Below are 17,902 nucleotides of genomic sequence, written 5' to 3' on the forward strand. Positions count from 1 at the left end.
CACTCTCTGTCCGGCCTGAGGCAGTCTCCGCGCTCGCTTTGAGAATCACCCGGGAATTCCGGGCACTCCGCCCTGCCCGGAATTCCCGTTCGCCCACGCACAGAACGGAATCTGAGCATGACCACGACCGAGAACCGGATCCGGTCCGCCACCGAATGGCTGACCATCGCGAAGGACGTCGCCGCGAAACTCGCGGTGGACGCGGCCGAGCGTGACCGGAAGAACGAAACACCCTACGCGGAAGTCCAGCTGCTCAAGGATTCCGGCCTGGTGACCCTGCTCGGCCCGGTCGAACACGGCGGTGGCGGGCAGAGTTGGGAAACCGCTTATCGCGTGACCCGCGAGGTCGCCCGCGGTGACGGCTCGATCGGCCAGTTGCTGGGCTATCACTACCTCTGGGCCTGGGCCGCCCGCCTGGTGGCAACCGACGAGCAGGTCGCCGCCGTCGAAGAGTTGTACACGAGCAACAACTTCTTCTTCGGCGGCGCGGTCAACCCCCGCGATTCCGACCTGAAGATCACCGAAGACGGTGACGAGCTCGTCTACAATGGACACAAGTCGTTCTCCACCGGCGGGAAGGTCTCCGATCTGACCGTGCTCGAAGGTGTTCTCGAGGGCACCGAAGACCACATCTTCGCCATCGTTCCGTCCGAACAGGACGGTATCGTCTTCCACGACGACTGGGACAACATCGGCCAGCGGCTCACCGAGTCGGGCAGCGTGACCATCACCGGCGTGCGCGTCCCGTGGGCGAGCGCGGCGGGTTACGTCGACAAGAAGTTCCACCCGCTGACCTACAACACGCTCAACGTCCCGGCGATCCAGCTGGTGTTCGCGAACTTCTACCTCGGCATCGCGCAGGGAGCACTGGAAACCGCGCTGGAGTACACACGCGGGCACACCCGCGCGTGGCCGTACGGCGGCGACAACAAGACGTCTTCCGGCGAGGAGTGGTACATCCTCGACGGCTACGGCGATCTCCAGTCGAAACTGTGGGCCGCCGAAGCGCTGGTGGACAAGGCGGGGTCGGCGATCTCTGCCGTGCTGCACGCGCCACGCGAAGAACTCACCCCCGAAGCGCGCGGCGAGATCGCGGTCCTCATCGCCGCCGCCAAACAGCGCGTGATCGACACCGGGCTCGAAATCGGCACGAAGGTCTTCGAGCTGACCGGCGCCCGCGCGAGCGCGACGAAATACGGCCTCGACCGGTTCTGGCGGAACCTGCGCACGCATTCGCTGCACGACCCGGTGGCCTACAAACGCCGTGAGGTCGGTGCTTACGCGCTACTCCACGAACTCCCGGAACCCACCTGGTACACCTGAGCCGCGACATCGGGAACCAGAAGTGGTCACCGCCCGAGTCCAGGAGGTTTCACGGGTGGGCTCGGGCTTTCACTCCTTGTTCGGCACCAGGTACAGCTCCTGCTTTCCGAGGGTCGGCGCGTCGAGCGTCCAGTGCCTCGATCGCGGCCGGCAGCAGGCCACGTTGTCCGTCGTCCGGACCTGTTCCATGATCATGACTTGATGTGGCTCCTCCGCCCCCGAAGGTTGCGCGCAACGTTCGGCCGGTGCCGGCCACAACCAGGGCGTGAGCAGTTTTGCGATCAAGGTGGGGGTACCGGTGGAACAGACCGGTGACCGAGAACTGTGGGCCCGCGCGGCCGACGGCGACAAGGGGGCATTCAGTGAGCTGTTCGAGCGGCACGCCGAGGCTCTGTGGAACTACACGTATCGCCTGACCGGTTCGTGGAGCAGCGCCGAGGACCTGGCGTCCACGACGTTCCTCATCGCCTGGCGGCGGCGGGCCGAGGTGACCCTGATCAGGGACAGCGCCCTGCCGTGGCTTTACACGGTCGCGGCCAATGCCGCCCGTGACGAGCACCGCGGTGCTCGTCGCCGGCTGCGGCTGCTCGGGAAGATCCAGGCCCAGCCCGCCGTATCCGACCACGCCGATTCGGTGGCCGAGAAGATCGACGGCCAGCGGCGGCTGGGGCAAGTCGCCGAAGCCGTCCGGTCGCTGCCGAAATCGCAGCGCGACGTCGTCGAACTCTGCCTGGCCGCCGAGGTGAGCATCGCTGACGCCGCGGAGTTGCTCGGCATCGCCGAGGTCACCGTCCGCGCCCATCTTTCCCGGGGACGAGCCCGGCTGCGTACGTTGCTGGAGGAGAAATGAGCGACGGACCCGTATACCCGCCTCACCACGCGATGCCGGACGACGTCCGCGCCCGGATGCGATCGGCCGTCCGCGAAGGGATCACGAAGCCACGGCGGACGGCACGCGCCTGGTACGCCGCCGCGGCGGCGGTGGTTCTCGTCGCGTCCGGCGTCGCCACCGCGACGCAGCTGCTTCGTCAGCAGGGCGCGGCCCCCGGTCCCGAGCCGGCTGCCGGCGGGCTCAACCTGGACGTCGGGCTGGCGACGTCATCGCTCGACCGCTGCTGGGCCGCGGTGCGGGCCGCGGGCAAGACGGACCGGATGCCCCCGCGCGAAGAATGGGTTCCCCAGTTCACGAACGCCATGCTGGACGTTTCGGTCGTCGCCGCGACGGTGGCGGGGAAGCCGATGTTCTGCGAGACGACGCTGACCACCGTGACCTTGTCCGACCCGGACGCCGCCCCCACGTACGCGCCGGGCACCCGCACCGGGCTGCTCCTGCAGAGCGCCACCGGGCTGATCGGCGGGGTGCTGGATCCGGCCTGGCCGGGTGCGGGTCTCGCGTTCGCGGCCGGTGATTCCGACGGCGCGGACGTCCTGGAGGCTTCGCGTCTGACACATCAGTTCGTCTCGTTCACCTGGACCGACCCCGCGAAGACGCGACTGTCCGTGTACGAGCCCGCCGGAGCGACGACTTCGATCCTGCCGCCGGCTCCGGCGCCGCTGCTTTCGGCCGTCGATCGCCCGACCGCCCCGGCTGACCGGACCTCCCCCGCGGGACGTGCGCTTGGCGAATGTCTGTCCGGCGCCATGGACGCCGTCTCCGACGTGGCGGGCTATCAGCCGGGCGCGCTGCTGGCCAAGGACGGCTATCAGGTCGTCCTCGGCCGGTTGGGCGACCGGAGTCTGGCGTGCACGACGATTCCGGACCCGCGGCGACCCGGCCGGCTGAAAATGCGTGTCTACCAAGACCATCTCGTGCTCCCGCCGGAGCAGCCCCGGGCGATCATTATGCAGCCCCTGGGCGGTGTGGAAGACGGCGGTGACCGGGGCAACGCCCGGACGCCGTTCGCCGGGACGCTGCTGCCGTCGACGGCGGTGACAGCGACCTGTGACTTCGGCGCCGGACCGACCGTGACGACTGACGTGGTCGACGGGACCCTCGCGGTGTTCGCTCCGAAGGAGGTGCCGTATCCGTTCCCGCAGAAGGTCCGCATCCAAGCGCGTGATGCCAACGGCGCCGTCGTGTTCGAAGGGACTCTGTAGCGTGAAGGCCTCCTTGCCTACCCTGAAGGTAGGGAAGGAGGCCTTCACGGACTACCCTTCGAAACCCTCGCCGCCGCCGTCGAAGACGTCCTCCATGACCTCGCCGAGGATCATCCCGCCGACCACACCGGCCGCGGCACCGGCGACCATGCCGCCCACCCCCGGCCCACGCCTGCCGTGGTGACCGTGCTGGCCATGGTGGTCGTAATCGTGGCCGTAGTGCTCCTGGTGCCCGCCGAACATGGCGTGCCCGCCACCGGATTCGGCGACCTTGGCCAGCCAGCCGTCGATCGCCGCGGCCCAGTCGGTGCGCAGGGCCTCCTCGTGCGAGACGTGGAACCGGCCGAAGGAGTCACCGCCGGAGCGGAACATGCCACCGCGCCGGTCGGCCTCCAGGATCACCACGAGGTCGTCCGGGCTCGCGACGAACGTCAGCTCCACCTGACCGACCCGGCCCGCGTAGCGCGACGGCGGGAAGAACTCGATCTCCTGGAAGAACCCGAGTTCCTGCCGGACGCCGTGCAGCCGCCCGGCTTCGACGTCGGCGCTGCGGAAGGAGAACCCCAGCTCACCGAAGGCCTCCAGGACGCGGTCCTGCGAGTCCAGCGGGCCGACCAGCACCGGGTCGAGGTCGCCCTTGTCCGGCGCGCCGGCGATGACGAGTTCGGTCCGCACGCCGACGACCACGCCCGGCAGTTCGCGTCCACCGACCGCGCTGATCGGCGTCTCCCACGGCAGCGCGATCTGGAACGGCACCGTGGTCAGCTGTCCCGCCGTGACCTTCACCTTGCGGCCGGCGCTGACCCGCAGGAACTCGGCGGTCCCGGCGCGCTCGTGGTCGCCGTGCTCGACCTCGACCCTGGTGACCAGCGAAAGGAGGATCTCCTCGATCTGCGCGTCGCTCGAACCGCCCTGGATGCGGACCTGGCCGGTGATCACCTCGCCGGGGGTGGCGTGTGGTGAATCGAGCACGGTGTCGACGGACGGGCCGCCGACGCCGAAGGCGCTGAGCATCCGTTTGAACATCAGGGATTTCCTCCGCTGGGGATACAGGAACAAGAGCGACACTCGACTACTACCGAGATCCGCACCGGCACGCCAGGAAAATGGGGTTAAAAACCCCTAAACGGGCGCGGGTCACTATTTTCTCAGCTCGGCCTGACGGACGTCGTGCAGGTGGATCACGACGTCGTAGGACCGCCCGAGCGCGATGGCCGCGGGATCGACGGGGAACTGCGTGCCGATGGTGCGCGTGGGGCGGGCGGTGTCCAGCCAGCCTTTCGCGGACGGCGGAGCGGTGCGGACGTCGAGGTAGAAATCCTCGAATCGGACCTGGTCGAGGGCGTGCTCGTTCGACCCGGGCGGCGCGGCGGAAACGGAGAAGCGCTTCCAGTCGCCTTCGAGCGCCTTGTCCTTGGACAGGAAGGAACCCCGGTCGAAGCTGAACCCGATCGGCAGGTAGTCCCGGCCGAGCGTTTCGCGCAGGAAGGCGCCCTGCGTCTTCGGGTACAGACCGGGATTGTCGGTGACGTAGGAGACGTGGCCGTTGTGCGCGGAGAGCAGGATCTTGTGCCCGGTCCGGCGCTGCCACCAGGCGACGTTCTGCGCCATCGCCCGGTCACGCAGGATCTGCGCGGTGGGCAGGCCTTTCGGGTCCGCGAGGTCGACCGCGAGGAACCGGGCGGTCTGCGCGACGAACCGGGCGTGCTGCTCCGCCCAGTCTCGGTCTTCCGCGCCGCGAAGGTCCTTGATCAGCTCGTAGGCCTGCTCCGCCTGCGTGGCGAGCCGCAGCCGCTCGTCGAGCGGTTTGCGCAGGTAGGCGAACGCGTCGTCGATCGGGCGCAGACCGGTGTAAAGCCGGTTCAGCCGGGACAGTTCCGCCGGGTGGTGCTGCCGCACGTAGTCGGTGATCCTGGCGAAGAACGCGTCGTTCACCGAAGGCGCGCCGAGATCGTCGCCGACGAAATGCACGGCGCGGCCGGGGTGGGCGCGGTTGTGGTCGCGCATCCACCGGATCAGGCTGACGAACTCCTCGCGATCCCAGGGAGAACCGGCCAGCGTCCGCTTCGCGAGGTCGCGGGCGTCGCCCTTGCCGGTCTGGACGTACTCGTCGATCTCCAGGCCCGCCGACCAGCTCAGCTCCAGCGCGAAGGCCCGGAACCCCTTCTCCTCGACCAAATAGCGGAACACCCGCTCCTTCATCGTGAAGAACTCGTGGGAGCCGTGGGTCGCCTCGCCGAGGCCGACCACCTTCGCACCGCCGATCATCCCGCCGAGGGCACGCAGGTCGGCGGTGTTCCGCCCGGGTTCGGTCGAACGCAGCGGATGCGCCGCCCGCTCCAGCGACCGCACCGGGTCCTGCCAGGACGTGGCCGCCTCCTGCGCGACGGCGGGGCTCACCGCGGGAGCGAGCACCGCTCCCGTCACGACCACCGCGGCCGCCACCAATCCCCGTCTACCCCAACGCTTCCGGTCGTTCGTCATACCGTTCACCCCTTCGCTCCGATGTCGGAGACGATCATCGTCCGCGGAGCGGGGGCGGCGCGCTGTAGCAGGACTCCGACTTCGTACGGGGGAAAACCCCACCCCCCGGGTGAGAGCGGGTGGCCCCCGCCGCCGGGGTGTGGGTCCCGGCGGCGGGAATCCACCCGCGTTTATCTCCCTCCGCAGCGGCCGTTCCTCACTCCGCGCGCCACAACGCGGGTGTGGACGGCGGCTCCCAGCCGGGCTGGGCCGTGTGCCCCTGCAAGCACACATAACCGCGACCGCTGTAGGTGACCCGGGCGCCCGCGGAATAGCCGGTTCCCGCCGCCCAGGTCGTCCCGCCGGGCGGGTTGGAGGTCGAAGTCGACGTCGTCGGCGTCGTACTCGTGGGCCGGGAGGTCGACGTCGGCGTCTGCGGCACGTTCAGCACGAAGTCGAACGCGCCCTCCTTGGCCGAACCCACGTCCCGCACGGTCATCAGCAGCCGCGGGTCGAAGATCGAGTCGGTGTTGTTGCGCGGCTCGTTGGGGAAGTAGAGCTGCGTGGTCAGCACCGGCCTGCCCGGCGCCTGCACCTTGACGTGGATGTGCCGCGTCCGGCCGGGGTACAGGCCGGGCACGATCGTGCTCAGGGTGAACGCGCCCTGGTCGTTGGTGAACTGGTGACCGCGGAAGGTGTACCCCACGTTGTCGTAGGCGCCGTTGACGTCCGCCTGCCAGAAGTCCAGCAGCGCCCGCGCGATCGGCAGGCAACCGAGTCCGAAGACGTATCCGGACACGGTGAGCCTCGTACCGGGCGTGCCCGGCGTCACGAGCGAGGTCCGCTGTGGGGAATTCGGCTTGAAATAAGGACCTTCGGTCTGCGGCGGGGTCGGGTCGTCACCGTCGTCACAGGCCGGGGTCAGCTCGGGCGCCTTGCCGCTCGCGACGGTGGTGCGCGCGAGCGCGGGGCCGCCGATGAGCGCGACCGGAGCCGCCACCCCCGCGGCGAGCGCCGCCCGCAGTACCGTCTTCCGGCTGAGCTTGTTCTCTTCGTCCATACCTGCTCCTCGTGGGGGCTTCGGGAATCACCCTCGACGGTATGGAGAAGATCAGCTGCGGACGATGGACTGGGTTGGTCAGTCGTGGTGAATCTCCGGGGCGGCGTCGCCCGTCCGTCGATAGTCGCCGGGGCTCAATCCCGTTTCCCGCCGGAAGAACCGGCAGAAATAGGCGGGATCCGCGAAGCCGACCCGGCTGGCCACCTGCCGCACGGAGAGATCGGTGCCGAGCAGGAACCGTTTGGCCTCCCGCGTCCTCGCCTCGCGCATCAATTGCGCCGCCGTCCGGCCGGTCGCCGTTTTCACCGCGTCCGTCAGGTATCCCGGGGTGACACCGATGCGTTCCGCGAGCGCGCCGACCGACCACAGGCCGAGGTCGGGTCTGCCGAGCAACCTGGCGAATTCCGTTCCCACCGCCTGAGCCCGTGCGGGCGGGCGCGCGTCGGACAGTCCGGGAAGCCGCCCCGCCCGCACGATCAGGACGTGCATCAATGCCCGCAGGACCGAATCGGTTCCTTGGCCGCCACAGCGGAATTCCTCGTCCAGTTCGGTGACGAGCCGCGCGGTCTCCTCCGCCGCGCGATCGTCGAGCTGCCACGGCTGCTGGCTCAGCCTTCGCAGGGTTTCGCGATCCGCCGGATGGTCGAGCAGGAAATCGTCGGTGAACAGGACGACATATCCCTTGAGATCGCGGGCATCCCAATGATGCACCTGCCCCGGTGCGATGACCGCGAGTTGTGGCGGCCGCACTTCCCAGCGCGTGAAATCGACGACGTGGTCACCGGTCCCGCCGATGATGTGGACGATTTCGTAGAAGGTGTGCCGATGCGGGAAGGACGCCCGCGACATGGGGCCGATCGTGTCGAAGGTGCCGACCGCGAACGGCAGGGCGTCCGGCGCGCGGACCTCCAGCCGGTGCAGTGGCAATTCCCCCGCCTTCGGCTGCAGGCAGGGCGTCCTCGGCAACACCGTCGTTCCGCGCATGGACCGGTCCCTTTCACCACACTGGGATGGAAAAGTCTAGACCAATACGGGAGGTGGTCGCAGCCGACGGAAGTCGCCTCTCGACCCCCTCGGTACAGTCCGGGAGCACTCACCGCCGTCGAAGGGGCCACCACACGATGCTTCCCGCCACGTCGCGCGGGCGGGCCTCGTGGTCGCTCGGCGTGTTCACCGCACTGGCGACGGCCTGTGTCGTGGCGTGGGCGACGACGGGCGATTCCCACAGCGACCTCGAGATCTACCGCTTCGGCGTCGACACCCTGTGGAAGGGCGGCGATCTCTACGGCGCCCTGCCGCTTTCCGACGCGGGCATCCCGCTGCTGTTCATCTATCCGCCGTTCGCCGCGCTGCCGCTCACCCCGCTGGCCCTGCTCCCGTGGACCGGCGCGGTCATCCTGCTGTTCGCGCTCAGCCTGGCCGCACTGGGGATCACCTTCTACGCGATCACCCGGAGCCTGTGGCCGTCCGGTGATCGACGGAAGGCGCTGCTCATCGCGGCGCTGGCGATCACGCCGTCACTCTTCCTCGAACCGGTGCGGCAGACACTCGGCTTCGGCCAGATCAACCTGCTCCTGATGGGCCTCGTCGCGGCCGACTGCCTGCTGGCGCGGGGCCGCTACCGGGGCATCGGCGTCGGTCTCGCCGCGGCCGTGAAACTGACACCGATGGCGTTCCTGCTCTTCTTCTTGGTGCGCAAGGACTTCCGCGGCGCGCTGACCGCCGTGGGCACCTTCGTCGCCGCCTCGGCCCTCGCGTTCGCGGTCGCCCCGGAAGCCTCCGCCCGGTACTGGTTCGGCGGGCTCGCCGGAGCGTCGGGGATCAGCGGCACCTCGTTCCACACCAACCAGACCCTGCAGGCCGTACTGGCACGGTTCGGCGTCGACTCCGCCGCCGCGAAGCCGTGGTGGCTCGTCCTGACCGGCGTGCTGCTGGTACTGGTGACATTCACGATGTATCGCTCGGCAGTGGTACCCGCGCTGCTGCTGAACGCGACGTTCGCCCTGCTCATCTCGCCGACGTCGTGGTCGCATCACTGGGTGTGGATCGCGCCCGCGCTGTTCACCACCGCGGCCTACGCGGTGCTCAGGCGCCGGAATCACCGGCAAGCGGCGGCGTGGCTCGCCGTCACCGCGATCGTCGCCACGATCTTCGTCGCCGCGCCGTTCCGGTATTTCCCCGCCTTCGACCGGCCGGGCCAGGCGTGGACGACGGCGCAGCAGTGGCTGGGGAACTGCTATGTCCTCGCGGGCCTGGTCTTCGTGGTCGTTTCGGGAGTCCTCGCGCTGCGTGGACGTGGTGACAGTGGAGCTGAATGCTCCTTTCTCCTTACCCGCCGTTAGTCACCTGGTTGCGCTCTCCCGCGCCCCGGGGAATGCGTGTACGCAGGAGCGATGCCGGTTCCCGAGCATCTGGTCTTCCACACCACCGACTGCGATCAGGCCGGCGAGTACCTCGTGAAGATGTACGGGCCCAGCGCGCGGATGACCGGCCGCAAGACCGGTTACTCGTTCCGCCACACCAGGCTGACCGCCGGCGCCTTCGCCATCGATTCGAGCGGGCAGACCGACGAGATCGCCTACACCGTCGGTCCGCTGCCGATGGTGCTGGTCGGCCACCCGCGCACCATGGTGATGGACTTCCGCAGCGGTGGCGTCGACCACCGATTCGGTCCCGGCGAGGTCTTCCTCGCTTCCGCGGACCCGGACGGCGAACCCTTCGGGGCGCACTGGGGTGACGGGGACATGCAGGCCGTCACCCTCCCGTTCCCGCTGTTGTCCCAGGTCGCGGGCACCGGGCCGATCCTGTTCACCGACCTGAGTCCGGTGACGCCGGCCGCGGCACGGCATCTGACCCGGACCATCGACTACGTCACCGAAGCCCTGCGGACGGTTCCCCCGCTCGCGGGCACCCCTCTCGTCGTGGCCGCCGCCGGTCAGTCGCTCGCCGCCGCCGTGCTGACCGCGTTCCCGAACACCGCGCTGGACGAGCCCACCATCGAAGACCGCCGCGACGCCCATCCGCGCACGGTGCGCTGGGCGGTCGCCTTCATCGAATCCGAAGCCCATCGCGACATCACGGTGGCCGACATCGCCGCGGCCGCGCACGTCACCGTCCGCGCGCTGCAGTACGCCTTCCGCCGCCACCTCGGTATCACCCCGACCGAGCAGCTCCGCCGGGTCCGCCTCGACCACGCGCATCGCGAACTGCTGGCCGCCGACCCCACGACCGGGACCACGGTCACCGAAATCGCCGCACGCTGGGGTTTCCTCCATCCGGGCCGGTTCGCGCACTACTATCGCCGCGCTTACGGTCGTTCACCGCTGCGGACGCTCCACGACGGTGAATGACCCGCGAGCGGGCTCCGAAGCGGCGGAACCACCACTGCGAAGCCCGCTTCCCAGGGCGGGGCACGGGGTCCGGATGCACTTTGCCCAGGGCGCCTTTCCGGCCCGACCAAGGGTGCGCCACGAAACCGGCAGGCGCAGCACACCAGACGAACACCGCCGTCCGCGAAACGAAATCGCGGCAGGCACCGAAGGGAAGCCGATGCTGGACCTGAGCGGCACCACCACCCTCGTCACCGGGGCCAGTGGCGGCATCGGCCGGGGCATCGCCCTGCGCTTCGCCGAGGCGGGCAGCGCCGTCGCCGTGCACTACCACCGCGACCAGGCGTCGGCGGACGCGCTCGTCGAACGGATCGAGGCGGCCGGAGGCACCGCCGCCGCGTTCGCCGCCGACCTGTCCGACGACGGCGCATGCCGACGGCTCGTGGCCGACGCCGCCGCCTGGACCGGACGGCTGGACACGCTGATCAACAACGCCGGCGTGCAGCCGGTCGAGCCACTGCCCGGGATGTCCGCGGAAAGCTGGCGCGCCGTCCTCGACACGAACCTCACCAGCGCGTTCTCCTGCACGCAGGCCGCGGCCGAGGTGATGACCGGCGGCAGCGTCGTCCACATCGCCTCGATCGAGGCCGCTCAGCCCGCGCCGGGACACGCGCACTACAGCAGCGCCAAGGCCGCCCTGGTCATGCACGCCCGTGCGGCCGCGCTCGAATACGGGCCGCGAGGTATCCGCGTCAACGCCGTCTCCCCCGGCCTCATCGACCGCCCCGGCCTCGGCGACGACTGGCGGGACGGCGTCCGGCGCTGGGCACAGGCCGCGCCGCTGGGCAGGCTCGGCACGCCCGACGACGTCGCGAACGCCTGTCTGTTCCTCTCTTCACCGCTCGCCGCGTGGATCACGGGGCACAACCTGACCGTGGACGGCGGAGTGTCCGCGCACCCCACCTGGTGACGGCGTCGCGACCGCCTCGATGACCGCGACCGCCGTCGGCAGCCGGTGCACCTCGCGCACGGTGAACCCCGCCTTGCCGAGCAGGTCGCCGAACTCGCGTCCGGAGCGTTCCTCGCCACCCAGCACGGTCATCATGTACAGGTCCATGAGCGCGGCGAACTGCGCGTCCTGGCCGGTCGCGCCGTCCTCGACCACCCGCTCGATGATCATCAGCCGCGCTTCGCCGGGCATCGCGCGACGGCAGGCACGCAACAGTTCGACACAGCGTTCGTCGTCCCAGTCGTGCAGGATCTGACGCAGTATGTAGAGATCTCCCCCACCGGGCACCGCACCGAAGAAGTCGCCGCCGAGGGTGGTGCACCGCTGCGTCAGCCCGGCGTCCCGCATCCGCGCGCTCGCCGTCGAGGCGACTTTCGGGCTGTCCAGCAGCACCCCTTCGGTACCCGGGTGCTCGCTCAGCAACCGGGCCAGCAGCGCCCCGTCGCCACCACCGACGTCCACGATCCGGCGGTACCCCGAGAAATCGACCGCCGCCAGCAACCGGTCGATCTCGAGTTCCTGGTCGTGCGTCTGCGATCGATCGAAGAGGGCCCGTAGCCGCTGATCGCGGCCGAGGTGGGTGAAGAAGTCCACTCCCAGCCGTCGATCGAAGGACGGCGCGCCGGTGCGCACGGTCTCCGCCATCCCCGTCCACGCGGCGCCGATCTCCCCCGCCGCGAGCAACGCCGTCGGCAGGGCGGATCCGGGCGCGCCGGTGCACAAGGCCGCGCCGAGCGGGGCGAGTTCGTACGCGCCGTCGGTGCGGACGGTGTAGAGCCGATGCGCGGTGAGCGCGCGCATCAGCTGCGCGAGCCGCCGCGGATCGGCACCCGCCCGCTCCGCCAGGTCGGAGACCGACAGCGGTCCGGCGGCGAGCAGGTCGGAAAGGCCGAGTTCGGCCGCCGTGCACACCGCGCGGGAAAGCAGCTGCCCGAAGACCATCTGCCTGATCTGCACGCTCTCGGTCATTTCCCTCCTCCGTAACGGTTCCAGGCTCGCCGGTACAGCTCGCCGATGAGCGGATCGGTCCGCGATCGCCTGGCGTGCAAGGCGAACCGTGCGGCGTACTTCCGGAACCAGCCCCGCTCCACGTGCAGGAACAACGCGTCGTGCGGGGCCATGTGCCGGATGGCGTAGAGCGCGATCGGCGACCGCGACACCCGGAACGCCGGATTACGGACGGCGGGCTCCGCGCAGGCCGGGTGGAACTGACCGATCATCAGCCCGTCGCCGACGGCCAGATCCTTGAGGTCGCCATAGCTTTCGTCGATCCGCCGCCACCCCTCCTCGACGGCGTCCGGGAGCACCACCAGCAGGCTGTCCAGGGAGATCCCCGACTGTTTCGGTGGCTCGGTCAGCCGTTTGAACTCGCTCAGCTCCGCACTGACCAGTCTCCGCAGCTCGTCGGCGTCGCACGCGTCGACGCCGTAGTGGAAACTGATCCGGATCGCGCCGGTTTTCAACGCGGCAGGCACGAACGGGCAGACCGGTCCGGGCCTGCCGATCTGCGCCGAGGGCGCGCTCACGTAGTCACGCAACCAGTCGAGCACTGTCGACATGTCGGCATCGAGCCGATCGCTGCGGGGACGCTCCGGGGCGACCGAGATCTCCGGCATCACCTCGGCTCCACCCGATAACTGACCGGCAGTTCGGCCGGACCGCGGAAATGCATGCCGGGCCGCCATTTCAGCTCGTCCCGGGGTACGGCCAGGCTCAGTTCGGCGTAGCGGTCCAGCAGCCTGCCGATCGCGATCTCGCCTTCGAGCCGGGCAAGCGCCGACCCGATGCAGGTGTGCACACCGTGTCCGAAGGCGAGGTGTTTGGACACCGACCGGCGGATGTCGAAGCTGTCGCCGTCCGGGACATGCGCCGAATCGTGCCCGGCGGAGCCGAGCCCGAGGAACACGATGCCGCCCGCGGGGATCGGCACGCCACCGATCTCGATGTCCTCGACGGCGAACCGCATACTCGCGTTCATCGCCGGGCCGTCGAACCGCAGTACCTCTTCGATCGCCGACGGCAGCCGCTCCGGCTCCGCGCGCAGCAGCGCGAGCTGGTCGGGATGGCCCAGCAGGTGGTAGACGGTGGCGCCGATGAGGCTGATGCTCGTCTCCTGGCCACCGAGCAGCAGCAGGAACACCATCGCGACCAGTTCGTCGTCGGAGAGCGCGTCACCTTCGTCGCGGGCCACGATGAGATCGGACAGCAGGTCCTCGCCAGGGGTCACGCGCTTGTCCGCGATCAGGGCCTGGGTGTACTCCTTCAGCGACTTGGTCGAGGTCTCGAAGTCGTCGCTGCCGGTCGACTGCTCGTCGGAACCGAGGACCGACCACGCCCGGAACGCCTCCCAGTCACGTTGGGGCACGCCGAGCAGTTCGTAGATCACCGTGATCGGCAGCAGGCCCAGGGTGTCGATCAGATCCGTGGTGCCCTCGTCGCCCATCTCGTCCAGCAACTCATCGGCCAACTGCGTGATGTGCGGCCGCATCGACTGGACCCGCCGCGCGGTGAACGCCTTCGACGCGAGCCGCCGCAACCGGGTGTGCCGGGGCGGATCACTGGCGAGCATGTTCTTGGTGAGCACGTCGCGCACGTACTCGCCGGGCAAGGCCTCCGGCGGCAGGAAGCGCTCCAGATCCTTGGCCAGCCGCGGATCCGCCAGCCACGCACGGACGTCGTCGTGCCGCGAGACCAGCCACGCCGGCATCCCCTGCGGCAACAGGAACCGGTGCACCGGATCGTGCTCGCGGAGCCAGGCGTAGGTCGGATAGGGATCACGGATGAACTCGGGGCCGAACAGTTCCTTCGGTTGAACGGACACGCTTATCCCCCTTTGTTCGGCACGCGGCCGCTGATGATCGTGTACAGACCCGCCCAGATGACCGAGGTGCGGACGTCTTCGAGATGTTCGTGCGCCAACCGCTCGATTTCCCTCGCCCGGCCGAGATCCGAGCCGACGAGCGGCGCGCGGAAACGCGCGTAGGCGTTGATCGCCGGGTGATACCAGCGACCTCGCGCCGGAATGCCGTCGGCGATCACGACGCTGCCACCGGGCCGCAGATACCCGAGCGTGTGGTGGAAGACCTCGGCGGGCTCGGCGGCGCTGAGGCTGAGCACGAAGACCGCGGCGTCGGCCTCGGCGCCCGGGTCGAATCCGGTCATGTCCGCACACCGCAGTTCGACGTTCTTCCAGCCGCCGCCGGAAACCCGCTGCCGTGCCCGGTCCAGCATGGGCTCCGTCATGTCGAGCCCGATGACCCGGCCCGACGGCCCGACGCGCTCACGCAGCATCGAAAGCATCAGCCCGGTCCCGCAACCGACGTCCACCACCGTGCCGCCGTCGGCGACCACGACCGTCCGCGCGACGATTTCGTGGATCTTCGGACCGGCGCCGAATGAGAAGAACGGAAATGCCTTGTCATAGATGGCAGCGGCATGCCGGTAACGTGGATGCATGGTCCCGGACATTAATCGGGCCCGCTCACCGCGGTCATCCTCGTGTGTGCGGGGGATGCGCTCGAAACACTCGCACCAGCGAAGATGCGACGCCGTCGGAACCACCAGCAGAATTGCCCCCAAGTCAGGCAAGCCCTGCATCTGGCGGGGGGAGATGAGGTGGTCTTGTGGAGAACGTCCTGAAACTGGTGGCGAAACGTCAGGAAGATCTCGATCGGCACCCATTGTTCGAATGGATGAACTCGACCGAAACGCCGGTTCCGGATCCGCTGCTGATCATGCCGGCCATGGCGACGTTCTCGATGGGATTCCGGGACGTGAACAAGTGGGTCTTCCGTTACCCGGAGGCGGCGAACGACCTGGAACGCGGCATCAACATCCACTCCTTCGAGGACCAGACCCACTCGCGGCTGTTCCTCGAGGACTGGAAACTGCTGGGGTTGAACGAAAAACTCGGCTGGACGGCCAGCGACACGTTGTGGTGGCTGTTCCTGTCCGAGGCGAACGAGGTCGCCCGCGGCCACGGCGTGTACTTCTTGTCGATGGCCATCGCCGACACCAAGGATCCGCTCCTGCGGTTCGCCCAGTCGGAAATGATGGAAGCATTGGGATCGGTGTTCTTCAAGCACGCGTCGAAGATCGCCATCGGTTTCACCGAGCGCACCGGAATCGAGCTCCCGTACATGGGCCCGTTCCATCTGGCGCTCGAATCCGGACATATGGACTGCGAAGACCTTTTCGCCGAGCAGAAACTGGACGAAGGACGGCTCGCGCAGGCACTGGAACTCGCCGACACGATTTACGAGATCTTCTCCGACCAGCTCGACATGTGGATGATCTACGCGGAAAAGTACATTTCGTCCGGAATCGCTCCGCGACCCGATCTCCGGCCGATGATCAATCGCGCCGCCGCGGGTTTGCCGGGGCTGCGGCCGAGCACCGGCGGTGTCGTGCACGCCAGCCAGGAGCCCCTGCAGAAACTGCTGGCCGAGCGCCGCAAGCGCAGTGAGGCGCATCCGTTCTATTCCTGGCTGGAGAACCGGGGCGACCGGATCACCGCCCTGCAGGCGCTGCGGCGGTTCATTCCCATGTGGGCCATGGACGTCATGGGCTACCGCGACCTCAACCGATACGCGATCCGGTACGCCGAGCCGTCGTCCGACCTGCACCGCACGGTGAACGCGTGGGTCGACGACCTCTCCACGCACAACACGCTCTTCCTCGACGACTGGAAGCAGCTGGGACTGGACGAGATCCTCGGCTGGAACAGCAGCGACACCCTCGAATTCTGTTACCTGGACCCGCAGACCGACGTGCACCGGCGCAACATCGTCCGGTTCACCGAACTGGCCGCGGGCAACGAGGATCCGCTGTCGCGGCTGTGGCTCCTGCACGCGCTGGAGACCAGCGGTGAGCCGTTCTTCCGGCACACCAAGGCGCTGGCCGACGAGGTCGAGGCGAACACCGACATCCGGCTCGACTATCTCGGCGACCGCCACGAGATCGCCCACCAGCCGTCGGTCTCCCCGCTGGCGCTCGAATTCAAGGACCGGCCGATGGACGCGGCGGGCCGCGAGATCGCCGCCGAGATGATCGAGACCGTGTTCGACGCGGCCGACGAGCAGCTCGAGATCTCGCTCGACGTCGCCCTTTCGAACAAGTTCGGTATCCGGTGAGGAGCGCGACGTGAAGGACATCCTGAACTACGTCGAGGGGAAGGTCGCCGCGCTCGACGACCATCCGCTGTTCGACTGGCTGGCCTCGGACGAGACGCCGCTCAAAGACCGGCTGATGATCCTGCCGACGGTGGCCACGGTCGCGATGGGGTTCCGCGACGTGAACAAATGGGTGCTGCGCTACCCGAACGCGGCGAACGACCTCGAACGCGGCATCAACATCCACACCTTCGAGGACCAGACGCACTCGCGGCTGTTCCTGGAAGACTGGCGGCGACTGGGCCTGGACCGCCGTCTGGGCTGGGACGCCTCCGACACCCTGTGGTGGCTGTTCCAGGCCGAGGTCAACGAGGTCATCCGCGACAAGTGCCTGTACTTCCTCTCGATCGCCGCGGCCGACGGCGGCGACCCGCTCCTGCGGTTCGCGCATGCCGAGGTCGGCGAACTCTGCGCACGGGAGCTGTTCTTCAAGCACATCTCCGCGGTCGCGGGGCAACTCGCGGAGCGCACCGGCCTGACCATGCTGTACTTCGGCGCCCACCACATCGAGGCCGAAGGCGAGGGCGCCGAGGGCGTCTTCGAGTCCGTCGTGCTCGACGACGCGCACCGCGAGCGGGCCCGCGAACTGGCCGACGTCATGATCGGGGTGTTCAGCGAGATCCTCGACGCGATCCACGGCTACGTGCTGAAGCACGTCGTCACCGGGACTCTCCCGCGCCCTCGCGCGCTCGAACCCGTCGCGCCCGTCGCTTCCATCTCGACCGGTCAGGCCGCCGCACATCCCACACAGGAGCCCTTGCGGGAACTCCTGCGGGACCGCCAGGCCCGGCACGCCACGCATCCGTTCTACACCTGGCTCCGCCACCGAGGCGACCGAGTGCCCGCGATCAAGGCGCTGCAACGATTTCTGCCACTGTGGGCGATGGACGTCATGGGCTACGCGGATCTCGGCCGCAACGCTTTCCGTTACACGGCACCGACATCCGACCTGGAGCACGCCGTGAACGACTGGGTCGCCGGGCTGACCGCTCGCGCCGAACTGTTCGTCCACGACTGGAAGGTACTCGATCTGGACGAACTCCTCGGCTGGAACGCCGGCGACACCCTGGAGTTCTACTACCTGAGCCGGACGATGGACGTCCACCGGCATCACCGGGTCGTGCTGACGCAACTGGCCACCGGACATCCCGATCCGATGTCGCGGCTGTGGCTGACCAAGGCACTGGCGGCCGCGACGGACGTTTTCCTTGCAGGAACGGCGGTTCTGGCCGCGGAGGTGGAAGCGGCAGGGTCGCTGCGGCTGGACTACCTGTCCGGACGTTCTTCCGTGGCCGCCCCGGAGTTCCCGGGGAAGCCGGTGACGCCGGAGCAGCGAGACGTCGTGGCCGGGATGATCGACACGGTCTTCGGCTTCATGGACCGGCAGCTGGATCTCTCGCTGGATGTGGCGCTTTCGAACGAATTGCAGATCCCTTAGGTTTCTTGGGCT

Annotated in this window: 17 protein-coding genes; 8 read left to right on the forward strand and 9 right to left on the reverse strand. The window is 68.7% G+C overall.

Annotation, left to right across the window (positions count from 1 at the left end):
* Positions 1-117: 117 nt before the first annotated feature.
* Positions 118-1,323 (forward strand): acyl-CoA dehydrogenase family protein, encoded by a 1,206-nt coding sequence (locus ACZ7KI_RS01190; protein ID WP_470271238.1) that lies wholly within the window; start codon positions 118-120, stop codon positions 1,321-1,323.
* A gap of 69 nt (positions 1,324-1,392) precedes the next feature.
* Here ACZ7KI_RS01190 and ACZ7KI_RS01195 read toward each other — a convergent pair whose 3' ends face one another.
* Positions 1,393-1,518, reverse strand: coding sequence for a hypothetical protein (locus ACZ7KI_RS01195; protein ID WP_470271239.1), 126 nt, complete (start codon positions 1,516-1,518; stop codon positions 1,393-1,395).
* A 103-nt stretch (positions 1,519-1,621) separates the two neighbouring features.
* Here ACZ7KI_RS01195 and ACZ7KI_RS01200 point away from each other — a divergent pair, with 103 nt between their 5' ends.
* Together ACZ7KI_RS01200 and ACZ7KI_RS01205 are read left to right on the forward strand one after the other, a co-directional pair.
* On the forward strand, positions 1,622-2,173 hold the full coding sequence (locus tag ACZ7KI_RS01200; RefSeq protein WP_470271240.1) for an RNA polymerase sigma factor: 552 nt from the start codon (positions 1,622-1,624) through the stop codon (positions 2,171-2,173).
* On the forward strand, positions 2,170-3,420 hold the full coding sequence (locus ACZ7KI_RS01205) for a hypothetical protein (RefSeq protein ID WP_470271241.1): 1,251 nt from the start codon (positions 2,170-2,172) through the stop codon (positions 3,418-3,420). The genes ACZ7KI_RS01200 and ACZ7KI_RS01205 overlap by 4 nt, the downstream gene beginning before the upstream one ends.
* 51 nt (positions 3,421-3,471) lie before the next feature.
* Here the strand turns inward: ACZ7KI_RS01205 and ACZ7KI_RS01210 are convergent, their stop codons facing one another.
* From ACZ7KI_RS01210 to ACZ7KI_RS01225, 4 genes are all read right to left on the reverse strand, one after another.
* A complete protein-coding gene (locus tag ACZ7KI_RS01210) occupies positions 3,472-4,446 on the reverse strand; it encodes a sporulation protein (RefSeq protein WP_470271242.1) in 975 nt (324 codons plus the stop codon).
* 114 nt (positions 4,447-4,560) lie between these two features.
* Positions 4,561-5,904, reverse strand: a complete 1,344-nt coding sequence (locus ACZ7KI_RS01215; RefSeq protein WP_470271243.1) for an erythromycin esterase family protein — start codon at positions 5,902-5,904, stop codon at positions 4,561-4,563.
* 196 nt (positions 5,905-6,100) lie between these two features.
* Positions 6,101-6,943 carry a dioxygenase family protein gene (locus ACZ7KI_RS01220; RefSeq protein WP_470271244.1) on the reverse strand — a complete coding sequence of 281 codons (843 nt, stop codon included), beginning with the start codon at positions 6,941-6,943 and terminating at the stop codon, positions 6,101-6,103.
* Between the two features lie 78 nt (positions 6,944-7,021).
* The gene (locus tag ACZ7KI_RS01225) at positions 7,022-7,927 is read right to left on the reverse strand and encodes an AraC family transcriptional regulator (RefSeq protein ID WP_465502920.1); all 906 of its coding nucleotides are present in this window, start codon (positions 7,925-7,927) and stop codon (positions 7,022-7,024) included.
* 137 nt (positions 7,928-8,064) lie between these two features.
* Here ACZ7KI_RS01225 and ACZ7KI_RS01230 point away from each other — a divergent pair, with 137 nt between their 5' ends.
* The 3 genes from ACZ7KI_RS01230 (at position 8,065) to ACZ7KI_RS01240 (ending at position 11,242) form a co-directional block, all read left to right on the forward strand.
* A complete protein-coding gene (locus ACZ7KI_RS01230; protein WP_470271245.1) occupies positions 8,065-9,285 on the forward strand; it encodes a glycosyltransferase 87 family protein in 1,221 nt (406 codons plus the stop codon).
* 51 nt (positions 9,286-9,336) lie between these two features.
* Positions 9,337-10,293 carry a helix-turn-helix transcriptional regulator gene (locus ACZ7KI_RS01235; RefSeq protein WP_470271246.1) on the forward strand — a complete coding sequence of 319 codons (957 nt, stop codon included), beginning with the start codon at positions 9,337-9,339 and terminating at the stop codon, positions 10,291-10,293.
* A gap of 199 nt (positions 10,294-10,492) precedes the next feature.
* Positions 10,493-11,242 carry an SDR family NAD(P)-dependent oxidoreductase gene (locus tag ACZ7KI_RS01240; protein ID WP_470271247.1) on the forward strand — a complete coding sequence of 250 codons (750 nt, stop codon included), beginning with the start codon at positions 10,493-10,495 and terminating at the stop codon, positions 11,240-11,242.
* Here ACZ7KI_RS01240 and ACZ7KI_RS01245 read toward each other — a convergent pair.
* Genes ACZ7KI_RS01245 through ACZ7KI_RS01260 form a run of 4 tightly spaced genes read right to left on the reverse strand, consistent with a single transcriptional unit; the run spans position 11,168 to position 14,737 of the window.
* Positions 11,168-12,250: a methyltransferase gene (locus ACZ7KI_RS01245; RefSeq protein WP_470271248.1), complete on the reverse strand. Its 1,083-nt coding sequence runs from the start codon at positions 12,248-12,250 to the stop codon at positions 11,168-11,170. The genes ACZ7KI_RS01240 and ACZ7KI_RS01245 overlap by 75 nt on opposite strands.
* Positions 12,247-12,897 carry a DUF6875 domain-containing protein gene (locus ACZ7KI_RS01250; RefSeq protein ID WP_470271249.1) on the reverse strand — a complete coding sequence of 217 codons (651 nt, stop codon included), beginning with the start codon at positions 12,895-12,897 and terminating at the stop codon, positions 12,247-12,249. Before ACZ7KI_RS01250 ends, ACZ7KI_RS01245 begins: the two co-directional genes overlap by 4 nt.
* On the reverse strand, positions 12,897-14,102 hold the full coding sequence (locus tag ACZ7KI_RS01255; RefSeq protein ID WP_470271250.1) for a cytochrome P450 family protein: 1,206 nt from the start codon (positions 14,100-14,102) through the stop codon (positions 12,897-12,899). Before ACZ7KI_RS01255 ends, ACZ7KI_RS01250 begins: the two co-directional genes overlap by 1 nt.
* 2 nt (positions 14,103-14,104) lie before the next feature.
* Positions 14,105-14,737, reverse strand: coding sequence for a class I SAM-dependent methyltransferase (locus ACZ7KI_RS01260; RefSeq protein WP_470271251.1), 633 nt, complete (start codon positions 14,735-14,737; stop codon positions 14,105-14,107).
* A gap of 167 nt (positions 14,738-14,904) precedes the next feature.
* On the opposite strand from ACZ7KI_RS01260, the gene ACZ7KI_RS01265 reads away from it, so the two are divergent.
* Together ACZ7KI_RS01265 and ACZ7KI_RS01270 are read left to right on the forward strand one after the other, a co-directional pair.
* A complete protein-coding gene (locus tag ACZ7KI_RS01265) occupies positions 14,905-16,413 on the forward strand; it encodes a hypothetical protein (protein WP_470271252.1) in 1,509 nt (502 codons plus the stop codon).
* A gap of 10 nt (positions 16,414-16,423) precedes the next feature.
* Positions 16,424-17,890 carry a hypothetical protein gene (locus tag ACZ7KI_RS01270; protein ID WP_470271253.1) on the forward strand — a complete coding sequence of 489 codons (1,467 nt, stop codon included), beginning with the start codon at positions 16,424-16,426 and terminating at the stop codon, positions 17,888-17,890.
* The last annotated feature ends 12 nt before the right edge of the window (positions 17,891-17,902 follow it).

Source organism: Amycolatopsis sp. NPDC039088 (genome assembly GCF_055598845.1).